This is a genomic window from Rhodocytophaga rosea, from assembly GCF_010119975.1.
Lineage (GTDB): Bacteria > Bacteroidota > Bacteroidia > Cytophagales > 172606-1 > Rhodocytophaga > Rhodocytophaga rosea.
On sequence record NZ_CP048222.1, the window covers coordinates 6877499 to 6891064 of the forward strand.

At 42.2% G+C, this 13566-nt stretch carries 9 protein-coding genes; 4 read left to right on the plus strand and 5 right to left on the minus strand.

All coding sequences use genetic code 11. From position 1 onward, the window contains the following. Positions 1 to 75 precede the first annotated feature (75 nt). The 3 genes from GXP67_RS28370 to GXP67_RS28380 all read left to right on the plus strand — a co-directional run bounded on the left by GXP67_RS28370 (position 76) and on the right by GXP67_RS28380 (position 3963). Positions 76 to 2601, plus strand: coding sequence for a putative glycosyltransferase family protein (locus tag GXP67_RS28370; RefSeq protein ID WP_162446258.1), 2526 nt, complete (start codon positions 76 to 78; stop codon positions 2599 to 2601). A gap of 71 nt (positions 2602 to 2672) precedes the next feature. Continuing rightward, positions 2673 to 3371, plus strand: coding sequence for an MgtC/SapB family protein (locus tag GXP67_RS28375; RefSeq protein WP_162446259.1), 699 nt, complete (start codon positions 2673 to 2675; stop codon positions 3369 to 3371). Between the two features lie 76 nt (positions 3372 to 3447). Beyond that, a complete protein-coding gene (locus GXP67_RS28380; RefSeq protein WP_162446260.1) occupies positions 3448 to 3963 on the plus strand; it encodes a hypothetical protein in 516 nt (171 codons plus the stop codon). A 7-nt stretch (positions 3964 to 3970) separates the two neighbouring features. On the opposite strand, the gene GXP67_RS28385 is transcribed toward GXP67_RS28380, so the two are convergent. The 4 genes from GXP67_RS28385 to GXP67_RS28400 form a co-directional block, all read right to left on the minus strand. Then, positions 3971 to 7129, minus strand: a complete 3159-nt coding sequence (locus tag GXP67_RS28385) for a contractile injection system tape measure protein (protein ID WP_162446261.1) — start codon at positions 7127 to 7129, stop codon at positions 3971 to 3973. A gap of 387 nt (positions 7130 to 7516) precedes the next feature. After that, positions 7517 to 7945: a hypothetical protein gene (locus GXP67_RS28390; RefSeq protein ID WP_162446262.1), complete on the minus strand. Its 429-nt coding sequence runs from the start codon at positions 7943 to 7945 to the stop codon at positions 7517 to 7519. A gap of 73 nt (positions 7946 to 8018) precedes the next feature. Then, the gene (locus GXP67_RS28395) at positions 8019 to 9350 is read right to left on the minus strand and encodes an ABC transporter permease (RefSeq protein ID WP_162446263.1); all 1332 of its coding nucleotides are present in this window, start codon (positions 9348 to 9350) and stop codon (positions 8019 to 8021) included. Positions 9351 to 9356: 6 nt separating this feature from the next. Then, positions 9357 to 10652: an efflux RND transporter periplasmic adaptor subunit gene (locus tag GXP67_RS28400; RefSeq protein ID WP_162446264.1), complete on the minus strand. Its 1296-nt coding sequence runs from the start codon at positions 10650 to 10652 to the stop codon at positions 9357 to 9359. A gap of 295 nt (positions 10653 to 10947) precedes the next feature. Between GXP67_RS28400 and GXP67_RS28405 the strand changes: the two genes are divergently transcribed. Continuing rightward, positions 10948 to 11715, plus strand: a complete 768-nt coding sequence (locus tag GXP67_RS28405) for a class I SAM-dependent methyltransferase (protein WP_162446265.1) — start codon at positions 10948 to 10950, stop codon at positions 11713 to 11715. Between the two features lie 25 nt (positions 11716 to 11740). Here GXP67_RS28405 and ade read toward each other — a convergent pair whose 3' ends face one another. Continuing rightward, positions 11741 to 13372, minus strand: a complete 1632-nt coding sequence (gene ade / locus GXP67_RS28410; protein ID WP_162446266.1) for an adenine deaminase — start codon at positions 13370 to 13372, stop codon at positions 11741 to 11743. Positions 13373 to 13566: the final 194 nt, after the last annotated feature.

A 13566-nucleotide genomic window follows, 5' to 3' on the forward strand; every position in this document is an offset into this window, starting at 1 on the left:
TTATCTCTCTTTACGACCGTTCCGGCAAAACTTTCTATCTTTGCCGCTATTATACTATTTTGAAACAAACTTCCAATGGAAAATAAAAGCCTTTTGCAAAGATTTCTTCCCCACCTGCTTGTTCTCCTCCTGTTTCTGATTATTACCTTCCTCTACTTTACACCTTTGTTACAAGGAAAAACGCTGTTTTTGCAGGATATGGTGCAGTCACAGGCTGCCGCCAAAGAAGTAGTGGATTATCACAACAAAACCGGGCAGTGGTCACTCTGGACAAATAGTATTTATGGCGGTATGCCTTCTTACCTGATCGCCACAGATTATCCCAATAGCTGGAGTACAAAAGTAGGCCGTTTTTTTACACAACTGCTTCCCGAACCGGCTAATATGCTCTTTATTTCGCTGCTTGGATTTTATATTCTGCTGGTAACACTACGATGTAATCCATGGCTGGCGGCTGTTGGGGCCATCGCTTTTTCGTTCTGTTCTTATAATTTTATCAGTATTGAAGCTGGTCATACGTCTAAGGTAATTGCCATATCTTATTTATCGCCCATTATTGCCGGTGTTATTCTGGCCTACCGTGGCAAATACTGGCTGGGTGGCGCCTTAACTGCTTTGTTTCTGGCCCTACAATTATATGGCAATCACGTACAAATTACCTTTTATGTATTTGTTGCCTTAGCCCTATTCGGAGTATTTGAACTGGTGTATGCCATCCGGCAACAAGAACTCAAACGCTTTGCGATTGCCACTTCTGTACTGGCTGTAGCGGTGCTATTAAGCGTAGGCTCTCATGCATCAAGATTAATGACTACCTACGAATATTCCAAGGAAACCATCCGGGGAAAGTCAGAATTAACAAAAAAACAAAATACGCCTGCTGCCAGCGGCCTGGATAAAGAATATGCCTTTCAGTGGAGTTATGGCATAGGCGAAACCTTTACCCTGCTGATCCCTAATTTCTACGGGGGTGCCTCTGGGAGTGAACTTAGTACTTCTTCGGATTCTTATAAGGCTTTACTGGCAAACGGCATACAACAAGGACAAGCCAGGCAGTTTATTGCCGGTGCTCCAACCTACTGGGGCGAACAACCAGGCACCGGAGGCCCTGCCTATGCCGGAGCAATCGTATGCTTTTTATTTGTTCTAGGACTATTTATTGTGAAGGACCGCCTTAAATGGTGGCTGCTCACAGTTACTGTGCTGTTTATTATGCTGGCCTGGGGCAAAAACTTTGCAGCCTTCAACTACTTTGTATTCGACTACATACCTGGCTTCAATAAATTCCGGGCAGTTACCATGATATTATCGGTCGCACAAGCTTTTATTGCCTTACTGGCTTTGCTTGCCGTAAAAGAAATTGTACAGGAAAAACTCACCTGGGCAAGCCTTAAAAAGCCAATGATGTACAGTGTTGGCATCACTGCCGGATTTGCCTTGCTATTTGCTTTGCTGGGAGGTGTTTTCTTTGATTTTACTGCTTCCTTGGATACTCAGCTTCCAGACTGGCTGCAGAATGCAATCCGCGATGACCGGCAAAGTATGTTGCAGAAAGATGCGTTCCGTTCGGTATTTTTTATTCTGGCAGCGGCTGCACTTTTATGGGCATTTGTACAAAACAAACTAAAATCCGGCGTGCTATATGGTGCTTTGCTCCTGCTGATGTGGATAGATCTGTTCAGTGTGGGAAAACGCTATTTGAATAATGATGATTTTGTAAGTAAAAGAAAAGCCCAGCAGGAAATACAACCTACGGAAGCCAATAATGCGATCCTACAGGACAAAGCTTTGAATTTCCGGGTTCTCGACCTTACCAAAGGCCTGAATATACTTAAAGATGCCACACCAGCTTTCTTTCACAAAACGGTTAGTGGCTACCATGCCGCCCGGATGATGCGCTTCCAGGAACTGGCTGACAGCGTATTGTTTCCGGAACTGCAAAGTTTTGCCAATGAAATGAATACGGCACAGAATCTTACTCCGGCCATGTTGTCGAAGTTGAATGTACTCAATATGCTTAATACCAGATACATGATTCTGGCGCCTGCTGCAAATGGAGCTGTTCAAAATCCCTATGCCCTGGGAAATGCCTGGTTTGTAAAAGAATATAATCTTGTAGCTGATGCAAATGCCGAAATTGAGGCTATTTCTGCTTTTAATCCAGCTCAAACTGCTGTGGTGGATAAACGCTATCAATCTTTATTAAATAACCTCCAGATTCAGGGAGACTCTTCAGCAAGCATTACCCTTAGTGCCTATGCCCCGGATCATCTGACGTATCAGACTTCGGCTTCGAGTCCGCAACTAGCTGTATTTTCGGAAATGTATTACCAGGGAAATAACGACTGGCAGGCTTTCGTAGATGGACAGGCGCAGCCTCATTTCCGGGCTAATTATGTGCTCAGGGCTATGGTAGTTCCGGCAGGAAAACATACCATCGAATTCAGGTTTATTGGAGAAACCTATAAGCAGGGAGAAACCATTGCCTTGATCTGCTCGATCCTGTTGTTTGGTAGTGTAGGCGTGGCATTTTACATGGAAAATAAAAAGAACAGACCACAAATTATGGCCAAAAGTCCACAAACAAAGGTTCACAAATAGCGGTGATTGGTTGGATATATTCCTTTTAATCTATTGACTGTTGCTTGTGGTCTATAAACAATTTACCACTTATGCCCTGGATTGAATCACTGTTTACCCAAACCTATATTGACCCCATTCAGATTTTTCTCAGGCTTCTGTTAAGCCTGATTCTGGGAGGTTGTATTGGATGGGAACGGGAAAGCAGAAGGCAACCGGCCGGTTTACGTACCCATATTCTGATCTGCCTGGGAGCAACCTTGCTGATGATTACTTCTATTTATATTCCCCAGACCTTTAAAAATTTTCAGAACGGCGATCCGGGACGGATTGCCGCCCAGGTGGTATCCGGAATAGGTTTTCTGGGTGCTGGTGCTATTTTCAGACTGGGTGTAAATGTGAAAGGACTTACAACGGCTGCTACTATCTGGGTAGTAGCGGCTGTAGGCCTGAGTGTAGGAGCAGGGGTATATGCTGGCGCTTTGCTAGGCACTATGTTTATATTGTTTGTGTTGACCACCTTAAATAAAGTAGAGAAAAAATACTTTCCGGCTTCCCACTATAAAGTGCTGCAGTTAAATTTTGGAAGCAATAAAATAGAAACTGAAAGCCTGTTTATCATTTTGGAAAAATATGAGATTAAAGTCGTTTCCACCAATATGCAGCACTCAAAAGACAAGAAAAAAACCAGAATAAAGCTAATTGTTTCTCTGCCTCAGAAAACAGAATTAAAACGTTTATACAAGGAATTGAATGGCATTGACAATATTACTCAAATTCGGCTGGGGTAGGGAACAGAGAGTAAGTGCTCAATTATTTCTCAAACATCAATATTTGTTTAACTTTTTGAAATAAATGGTTTAATTAATGAAAGTAGAGCGGTATAAAATCAAGGGTTGGACGCAAGAAGAACAAGGGTTGCTTATTGACGAGAATGAAGAGTGGGTTCTTGTGAAGCACATTCCTGTAGATTATGTTATTGATGGTTACAAGCTGTATCGCAAACAGTTTATCCATAAAAGATTACATCTTAAAAAAGATGCTGAGATTGAACGAGTGTTAAAATTAAAAAGAATAAAAGAAGATAAACCCATAGATTTTCAATTTAAAAGTGTCGTCGAGACTTTGAAATGGTCTGAGGAAACATATGGATTATTTGAATTTCAAGATCAATTACAAACAGAGTTATTCTATGGAAAGGTTAATCACATCCAAAATAATTTGTTAGTGATCGATATGATTAAAGCTAATGGAAAAGAAGAAAAAGCCTATGATTACGAATTTGAACTAGATGAAATTCGAGTGATTACTTTTGAAACCGACTATTTTGAGTCAATAAGATTGTTATGGCAAGATCAAAGCAAGAGTAAAAAGAGGCTATAAAACCTAACTACCGCCATTCCACCCGTAATACTTTTTCCATCCAGGGAAGTTTAATGATAGAATAAGTCCAGGGTAATTTATCAATCAGAATGTCATAACCCCGGTTTTCTACTTTCAGTTGCCAGTCTTCGGAGGTATATACCAATCGCCCTTCCCGGTGCAGGAAAGAAACCCGGAAATTGTCAGGGGAAGTATTTTTGAGAATAGTCCAGTTTTGAATCACGCCTTGTATGAGGCTTTCGCAGGTTTCTTTTTCCTCTTCTGTTAATTCTACTTCTTTTTCCAGAGGCATTGAAACCGGCAAGCCGCAAAGAACTTTATTCAGAGCCAGTTCATATTCTGGTGCCCCTTCGCTTTTGTGGGAAATATAATGCAACAAGTGTACACCCCGCTGGGCAGCCTGCTCGTCTATAAATTTCTTATTGACAGTAAGTTTGAGCAAGGTAAAGAAACGGGTCAGAAAAGGATGGATCAATACCAGTCCGGCATTGCGGATGTATAAAGGCTCCTCAGGTTGCCGCCAGATATATCTTTTGCTGCTATCCTGAGGTTTTTTTGGAATTGACTTGCCGGGAATGGATTTTTTATCCTGTTCCATTTGCTGGTCAGGAAGAGGAATTTGCATGCCATCAGGTGCCATCTCCGGAGCTTTTGTGGGAGTCTGTACTATAGTTTGGTTATCCTCCGGTTCTATGGATGAATATATTTTTGCTCTACTATTTGTTTGCTCTTCCGGCGATATGTGCTGCAAGTCATCTACTGGTGAGATTTCAGGTTTCCGGCTATCAGTTTCCTGATTTTTATTTTTCAATTCTGATTGATATGAATCTTCCTGGATGTTTGTTGATAGCTTTTCTTTCTTAGCCAGATCCGGTGTAGAGGATTCATTATTTTTAATCTCCTTGCCTGTATCCGTTTCCTTAGCTGTTATTTGCCCGGGTGATGCTTCCGGTTTATCAATTTCTATCTGCATCGGTTTGCTTGAAATGGTATCTGGGAGATCGGCTGGCAATTCAAGTGGTTGTTCCGACGCATCGGATATGCTCACCTCCAAGAGTTTTTTAGATTGTATCTCTTGTGTTGACATTAACTCATCTGAGGATAAAACCGGCTGTTCAATGAAAGTTGTGTTATCTTTATCCTGTGCATTTGTCTTGTTTAATTGCTGCTCTTCTTCAGAAAGGGATTGCCTGGGTTCTGCCTTATTATCAGTTTCTGATGCATTTTCCTCATTTGAAGTACCTGCATTAGTTGCCCCAGGTTCACTTGCCAGAAAAGTGACCAGTTCAAGGCTAATATCCAATAATACCTGCTGTTGTGCTTCCGGCAAAGTACTTATAAACTCACGGCTGATTTCAGGATAAGCAATAATAAATGTATGGATCAATGCATGAACAGAAACAGGCACTTCTGCTGGCAACTTTCCGGTATCCAGGTAAGCCCACAAGTAGTGAACTATTACATCTGGCTGGGCCGTAAGTTCTTCTATGGAAAGTAAAGAAGGCTGTGTAAGTGCTGTTTGAGAATTTTTCTGAAGAAACCGGGCTACTAGCTCCGGAGAAAATTGCGCTTGAATCCGTTGAACAACTACTGGCTGGTTAAGAAGTCCGGAAGATTGTATCCATTGATCCAGTTGTTCTGGCTGGGTTTGTATCATTTCTGTAACCAGCTGTTTTATCAGGTCAGGTGTATGGCGGATACGTTCTGTCCAGGGAATAACCCCATACTGAAGAAAAAACCGGAGAATATCCAGGTCTGAATAGCGAACCGGAGGTCTAATCTGACCATCCAGAATTAATCTGGCATAATCATTTTTATTTTGAGATAGTTTGCCTGATGGTGGTTCTGAACTGTTTCTTATCAGTATTTGCGGATATTCTTCTAGTAATTGCCTGAAAATCTGCTGTATAGATTTCGCTTCACTACCTGCATTTGCTAAAGACGCCAGTACTTGTTCAGGTGGAATATTAAGCTTGTTTACAAGCAAAGGCAGACTGCTTTTTAGATAGGAGGGTATGCTAAAGGCAGGATGTTTTTCTGCAAACAAATAATGAATAACCGATTCCCTGATCACCCGGTTTATAGTTTGTTCATTGACCGAAGTACCGGTGGCTGCCTGCTCAAAAATCTGCGCCAGTAACTTTGCCAGGTTTTCTATGGTGCTTGCTAGTGCTGGTTCTGCGACCTGAACTAAAGTTACAAATCGTTCAGATTCATTCTGCATTCCTGCAAACCTGAGGTTATTGTTTTGTTGAAAGTATTGAGTGAATTCTTCCGGCCTGCGTAAACGATGTTCTGTTAGTATTCTTCCGGCAAGCATTTGAACAGAACTTTGATTAGTTGATATATTCTTTTCAAATCCTGGAGAGCTGGCAATTGCAAGTAATAATCGCGGCATAGGCAAATCTAACTTCCCGGAAATATGATTAAATATTCCTTCTGCAAATGCTGACTCTTCAAAGGAAGTATGTCTGTGCAGAAATACAAAAGTCCAGATAAAATCCCAGCTCATTTCCCGGAAAAGGGCAGGGGTTATCTCCAGGACTTTTTTTGCTTGCTGGAACTGCGATAATCCTGTCAGAAATGATTTAACAAACTGGAGGCGCGCCGGTATGGCAATAGATAGAATCTTAAAAAGTAGTTCATCCGGAAACTGCTTTGTTAGCCGCAGCCTTACTTCCGGCGTTTTCAGTTCCTGCTGAAAATTTGTAATTAGCGAACCGGGTTGTGAGGCCAGACATTGTTCGAGCAAATCGGATAGTGAAAAATCTTCCTGCCTGGGATGGGATGACCACCAGGGAAGGGTTCCATTCTGCAAAAAATAAATCAGCAGTTCTATATCCGCTTTTTCTTTGGCCACCAGCTGGCTAGTTTCTTTAGGAAAATACCGGATTTCACCAATAGCTGCCAGCAGGGCATCGGTCAGTTTGTTACGAAGTATATCTGGTAAATCCTGTTCTAAAGAATCGAGCGAAATCTCTCCTAAATTAATATCAAGTGTATCCAGCCGTAGAATGACATTGGGTAAAGAAACCTGTGTAAATACTTCTTCTATCACCGGAAGCAGGGCATCGTGCATGAGTTCTGTGAACCTGGTTTGCAGGTCAAAGCCTTTTTCCTGTGAGGAAAATTTAATTTCGAATGTCTGCCTGCGGATGTGGTGCATGGCAAGGAGAGAAGATGTTAACTAACAGGTAATTGTTTGAATCTTTTAAACGGTTTGGTAATCTATATAATATGTAGCTTATGTATGTAGGCCGTCTTTACTTTACTTTTCTTTTGCTTGTCCAAAAGAAAAGTAACAAAAGAAAAGGACAGCACCAACAAAGCCTGTTTTACGCTTGACTATGGCTGCTCGCACAAACCTCCGGCCTACGCTCAGGCCAAAACCGGCCACACTGTTGCTGCACCACCAGCCGCACGCTTGCTTTGTCTATAGTTATTTAAGGATAAGCATGCTACTCTTTATATTAACGTTTGCCTCTATTGTGGTAGGCTGCTGAGAGGCTAAAGCAGGTATTATGGCGCTTTTGTTTTTATGAAGTGAATCATTCTATTTGTAGGCATAAATACGGTAATACTCATCGGTTACTTCCTCATTAAATTTGCCTAATCCATTCACACTTTGTCGTAAGGCTGCAATATACTGTTTCATTATTTCTTTATTACCATCACAAATTACGGGGAAATTAATCCATTCAATCTCTTTATATAAAGTCCAGCCGGGAACCATTGGATAGGCAACCATACTTTCCATGGAAGTTGAATAAAAATCAAAATTATACGCTTCATTACCGGTAATTATCATATGTCTGATCTTATCATCATAGATAAGTTTTACCTGGCAACTTTTCAGTAATGAATAATTAGTAACAAGTAATTGAATCAGCTTCACCCATTTAGCATTGTTCATGAAACTTGCGTTATATTTATCTTTGATCAGTTTATCGATCTTTTCATTAGGTAAAGCCTGTTTTTTCATTTACTTCTTAATTATAATCAGCGATTTTCTTTTTTTACGCACGATAAAAGGTAAATAGAAATACTGTTTATCATTACTCATATCTTAAAGAAGTGATAGGGCTTTGGCTGGCGGCACGGCGGGCTGGGGCAATGCCGAATACGAGTCCGACGAAGGTGGAAACGCCGAAAGAAATAATGATGGACAAGGGCGAAATAATGGTAGGAATATCGGCTACCTGAGAAATGAGCATAGCCAGACCTACTCCGGCAATAATCCCGATAATTCCCCCAGAAAGGCTGATCAGGGTAGATTCCATCAGAAATTGCAGAATAATATCTTGCTTTTTGGCACCGATAGAGAGGCGCAGGCCAATCTCTTTAATGCGTTCCAGCACCGAAGCCAGCATAATGTTCATAATGCCAATACCTCCCACCAATAATGAAATACCGGCAATAGAGCCCAGTACAATATTGAAAATGTCTTTGGTGCGCTGCTGTTGCTTGAGCAGGAGTTCGGGAATGCTGATCTCATAATCAATCATGCCATAGTGCCGACGCTGCAACATGCGGGATACGATTTCGGAAGCTGGCGTAAGGAACTCAGTCTGGTCTACCTGCACCACCATCCGGTCGATCTGGTGATAATTTTTTGCCTTGTCATCTTCTTCATTGTTGCCCCCGCTTCTGGAAGCCAGTGTGATCATGTGTTCCGTTACCAGGGAACGGTTTACATAGCGCATCAGCACGGTTTTCAGCGGAACATATACGTCCATATTATAATCCCGGATACCCAGCTTAGACACGGAGTTTTCTGAGATAAGCCGTTCTTCCAGTACGCCAATAATTTTCATCCAGTGTTTGCCACATTTAATGTATTTACCAATGGGGTCTTCCTTTGTAAAAAACTTCGTTTGAATCCCTTTTCCGATGATACATACCTGTTCTCCGTAGGAAAGCTGGTGTTCATTGAACATTTTACCTTTGTGTAATTCAAAATTGGCAATTTCAAAGTACTGCGGTTCTACGCCTACCAGTTTTGCTGAACGACGGATTCCATTTTTGATAATGCTGGTTTCCAGCATGATTTCGGGGCTTACCTTCGCAATACGGGGAATATGGCTTTGTATGCTGCGGGCATCCAGCAGGTTAAGTCCCGGCGAAAATTGCTTTTTCTCTTTTTTGCCTTCATTTTCTTCCAGCTTTTCTTCACTTTGTTCGAGAATAGGCGTAATGACTATGTTATTGACACCCACCAGTTTGATCTGTTCCATAATCTCCTGCTGAGCGCCATTGCCTACCGCAAGCATGGCGATTACTGCCGCTACCCCAAATATAATCCCTAAGGCTGTGAGGGTAGAGCGCAATTTATTTGCCTGGATCGCCTCGAAGGCAATCCCAAAATTTACTAGGTATTTTGTCAACATAGCTGTTTACTGGGTGGAGGTGAGGTTGGTGTTTTTCTCACTGGGTTTATCGCCAGTCTGGAGTACGATCAGTTTTTTGTCTTCCGCATTTTTGGGAACTGATAAATATACCTGATCGCTTTCCTGTAAGCCTTCCATAATAACAGCTTCATTATCGTTGGTCTGGCCAATTTTTACCTGTTGTTTTATTAACCCAGCACCCTCTTTTTTGTATACAAATGTAAGACTATCGCCCTGGGCATGCAAGGCTTCCAGTGGTACATACAATACGTCTTTCAATTGGTTGGCGACTATATTATTGCTCGTGGTCATAGCCGGACGAAGCGTAGTGTCGCTTTCGTTTACCTGAATGCTTACTTCAAATACCTTCGCTTCGGAATTAGGTCGTTGTTCCCCCACATTGGCCACAGATACCACTTTTCCGGTCATTTTTTTCTCAGGAAAAGCATCCAGTCCGATTCGTACGATCTGATCTTTTTTTATTTTCCGGATGTCTACTTCGTTTACATATGTTTTGGAGATCATCACCGAAAGGTCAGGCAACGTAGCTACGGTTGGGTCCCAGGGTTCGATGTTAGAGCCCACCGTTTTTTTTCTGCCATTCCACTCCCGCTGGTAAATCACCATCCCGGCTTCCGGGGCAGTAATGGTAAATTCTTTGGCAATATCCTGGATCTGTTTCAGCTTGGTCTGGTTCTGACTGAGGTTGGCACCCACTTCCTGCATTTTTGCCACCGCCTGGTTTTTCTTAATCCGGTAGTTCTCTTTGGCTTGCTGCAAGCTCCGTTTGGCTTTCTCCACATCTATTTCAGCTTGCCGGATGGTGGCAGGCGGTTCAAATTTAGATTGTTCCAGCACAATTTCTTTTTCTTTTACGGCAAAGGCCAGGTTAGTGAGTTCATCGCGGGCAGCACGTAGGGTAAGCGTAGTATCTAACTGGGTTTGCACGAACTGGGATTCGATCTTCTGTAATTCTGTTTCCCGGTCTTTCATTTTATTACCGATCTCCGTTCTGTCGAGTAGGGCAATATAATCACCTTTTTTCACGGTGGTTCCTTCTGCCACCAGGTCGGAGATTTTAACCTGCCATATCTGTACCGCCTGCAGAGAAGAAGGACCGGTAATGCGCACTGAATTTTTGGCTTCCAGTTCCCCTGAGGCTGTAACTACTACTTCAAACTCTCCTTTTTTTACAGGCACAATCAGGTCGGCATCTTTACTGGCGGCAGGCCGCAGTACGAACCAGGCAGCTACAATGGCAATGATAAAGCCTGAGATGGCAAATAATGGTTTGTTTTTCATAAAACTTTATTGTTGAACAATTTGATTTTCACTAACATAGCTGTCAGCTGTTGGGATATAACTAGCTGTATTCTGGTTTATTGGCGATTCGAACCACAGCAATTAATTTATAAATATAATGATAAAAAAACACGCGCCTGTTAAATTTTTTTTATCTCTATCTTTGCAGGAAAATTAATTACGGAAGGAAAGAATTACAGAAGGCCTGAATGGGAATTGAATAAATAATAGTATTTGTAACTCAGTAATTCAACAATTCTGTAATTCAGTAATTCTATTATTGAGTAAATTTTCCATGAAGCATCTCATTAGTTTTGTCATCAGGCATGTTCCCCGGAAATATCTGCAACTGGTAAGTCATGTAGTGTTAAAAAGCATGGCCGTCTTTTATAAAGGTAACGCTGTAGAGTGCCCGGTTTGTAAGAGTCAGTTTAAAAAATTTGTACCCTATGGCCGGACTAATCCCCGCGAGAATGCTTTATGCCCTAACTGCCTGGCGCTGGAAAGACACCGGCTGATGTGGCTGTATTTGCAGGACAAAACTGATTTTTTTAATGCCCCTCATAAAGTACTGCATGTAGCGCCAGAACACTGCTTTATTCACCGGTTTGAAGCCATGAAAAACCTGGATTATGTGACAGCAGACATAGAATCGCCTCTGGCTAAAGTGAAGATGGATATTCATGCCATTCCTTTCGAAGCCAATACATTCGATGTGGCTTTTTGCAACCATGTAATGGAACACGTAGCCGACGATCATCAGGCCATGAAGGAATTATACCGGGTGCTGAAACCCAATGGCTGGGCAATTATTCAATCACCCATGGATACCAGCCGAAGTACTACCCTAGAAGATCCATCCATTACTTCTGAAGCTGACCGGGAGAAATATTACTGGCAAAAAGACCATGTACGCCTCTTTGGCCTTGATTATGCGCAGCGTTTAGAGAAAGCCGGTTTTCAGGTGACGGAAGATTCATTTGTGAAAGAACTGGGTCAGCAACTTGTTTCCAGATATGCCCTTCCTGGAGAGGAAATCATTTATTTCTGCCGGAAGCCTTGACTACCAACTGACAAGTGGCTATTTTTTAACTACTCACTGGCGTAAACTTGAAAGTGCTGCCATCAAATAAACCCAGGTCGCTAAGTTTGAGGGAAGGAATAACCAGCAAAGCCATAAAGGAAAGCGTCATAAAGGGTGACTGAAGCTGGGAGCCCATCTTCTTTGCCATTCCGTCGAGCTGCTCATATTGGCTGGCAACTGTATACCCATCTTCTCCACTCATAATACCGGCTATAGGTAAGGGCAATATCATTTTATTTTGAGTCATTACAGCTGAAATGCCTCCTTTTGCTTCAATGAGCAGGTTTACCGCCTGGCAAATGCTTGCATCATCGCAACCAACGGCAATAATATTATGTGAATCGTGTGCCACCGAAGAAGCTATCGCTCCGGTTTTTAAGCCAAAATTTTTGATGAATGCTATTGCTGGTTTAGCCTCTGCATAGCGGTTCACGACAGTAATTTTTAAAATGTCATTTTCTATGTCTGGCAGAATTTGTCCATCCGTTACCTTTGTATGTACTTCGAGTTTATTGGTGATCAACTGGCCGTCTATGGCTTCTATTACCTGTAGTTTGTTTCCATGAGCAGCTACCTTAAAATCTTCCGGCTTTTTAAATGAAGTATTAAAACGATTAACAATCTGGCTCTCAGTAAAGGGAATAAGTGTGCTGCCTTGCTCAGCAACCAGTGTACCATTAATATAGGTTTGCAGTACTCTAAAATCTGATAGGTCCTCTACAGCAATAAAATCGGCTGGCTGACCAGGTTGAAGGTAGCCCACATCAAGTTTGTAATGCAGAATGGGATTAATACAAGCCGCCTGTAATACATCAAATACATTAAATCCTTTGGCTACGGCTCTGCTTGCCAGTTGATTGATATGCCCGGCTACCAGACTATCCGGATGTTTATCATCGGAGCAAAACATGATCTGGGAGGCATAGTCGGGCAAAAGCGAAATGATTGCTTCAAAATTCTTTGCTGCGCTTCCTTCCCGGATCAGTATTTTCATGCCTGCCTGAAGTTTTCCTAAAGCTTCTTCTCTGGTAAAACATTCGTGATCAGTACTCATGCCGGCTTGTATGTATTGGATGGCTTGTTCACCCATTAGTCCTGGCGCATGGCCATCTACAGGTTTATTGTATTTCTGCGCTAATGTCAATTTCTCCATCACTGCTGGATCTTTCGCAAGTACACCGGGCCAGTTCATCATTTCAGCCACATATTTGATGTGATCCTGCTGCAAAAGATTTTCTATATCTGCGGCTGTGATGGTGGCACCGGCTGTTTCAAACGTAGTAGCTGGCACACAAGAAGGAGCGCCGAAGTTAAATTTGAACGGCACTTGCTTTCCGTTATCAACCATGTATTGCACACCGGCTACACCCATCACATTCCCGATTTCATGCGGATCAGATACAGTACTGACAGTTCCGTGTACAACCGCCAGACGGGCAAACTGGCTGGGGGTAAGCATGGAGCTTTCAATATGTACATGCGCATCAATAAAGCCAGGAAGCAGAAAAGGACCAGTAGCTGTGGGGTCTGCTACAATAGACTCAATATAAGCGCCTTTCAGGTGAATAATGCCAGAATATATCTTTTTGTTGAGTATGTCAACGATGTTACCGGAAATATGCTTGCGATCAGTCATAGATTGGGCTTAAGAGGATAGGCCAGATTTGTAACCGGTAAATTTATGTTGTAATTGTAAGATTTCATACACATGCCGGAAGCAAAGCAAATTGGGCATAATCATTCGCCTGAAAAGTGATTACTTGCCTTCCATTCTGCTGCTTAGTATAAGCCTGAAGATTCAGCAGGAAATAGTTTTAACTTGTATTGGTA

What these genes read in the sequence shown, in the direction of transcription:
- GXP67_RS28370 (WP_162446258.1), top strand. Translation starts at nt 76, where the DNA reads ATGGAAAATAAAAGCCTTTTGCAAAGATTTCTTCCCCACCTGCTTGTT.
- GXP67_RS28375 (WP_162446259.1), top strand. Translation starts at nt 2,673, where the DNA reads ATGCCCTGGATTGAATCACTGTTTACCCAAACCTATATTGACCCCATT.
- GXP67_RS28380 (WP_162446260.1), top strand. Translation starts at nt 3,448, where the DNA reads ATGAAAGTAGAGCGGTATAAAATCAAGGGTTGGACGCAAGAAGAACAA.
- GXP67_RS28385 (WP_162446261.1), bottom strand. Translation starts at nt 7,129, where the DNA reads ATGCACCACATCCGCAGGCAGACATTCGAAATTAAATTTTCCTCACAG.
- GXP67_RS28390 (WP_162446262.1), bottom strand. Translation starts at nt 7,945, where the DNA reads ATGAAAAAACAGGCTTTACCTAATGAAAAGATCGATAAACTGATCAAA.
- GXP67_RS28395 (WP_162446263.1), bottom strand. Translation starts at nt 9,350, where the DNA reads ATGTTGACAAAATACCTAGTAAATTTTGGGATTGCCTTCGAGGCGATC.
- GXP67_RS28400 (WP_162446264.1), bottom strand. Translation starts at nt 10,652, where the DNA reads ATGAAAAACAAACCATTATTTGCCATCTCAGGCTTTATCATTGCCATT.
- GXP67_RS28405 (WP_162446265.1), top strand. Translation starts at nt 10,948, where the DNA reads ATGAAGCATCTCATTAGTTTTGTCATCAGGCATGTTCCCCGGAAATAT.
- ade (WP_162446266.1), bottom strand. Translation starts at nt 13,372, where the DNA reads ATGACTGATCGCAAGCATATTTCCGGTAACATCGTTGACATACTCAAC.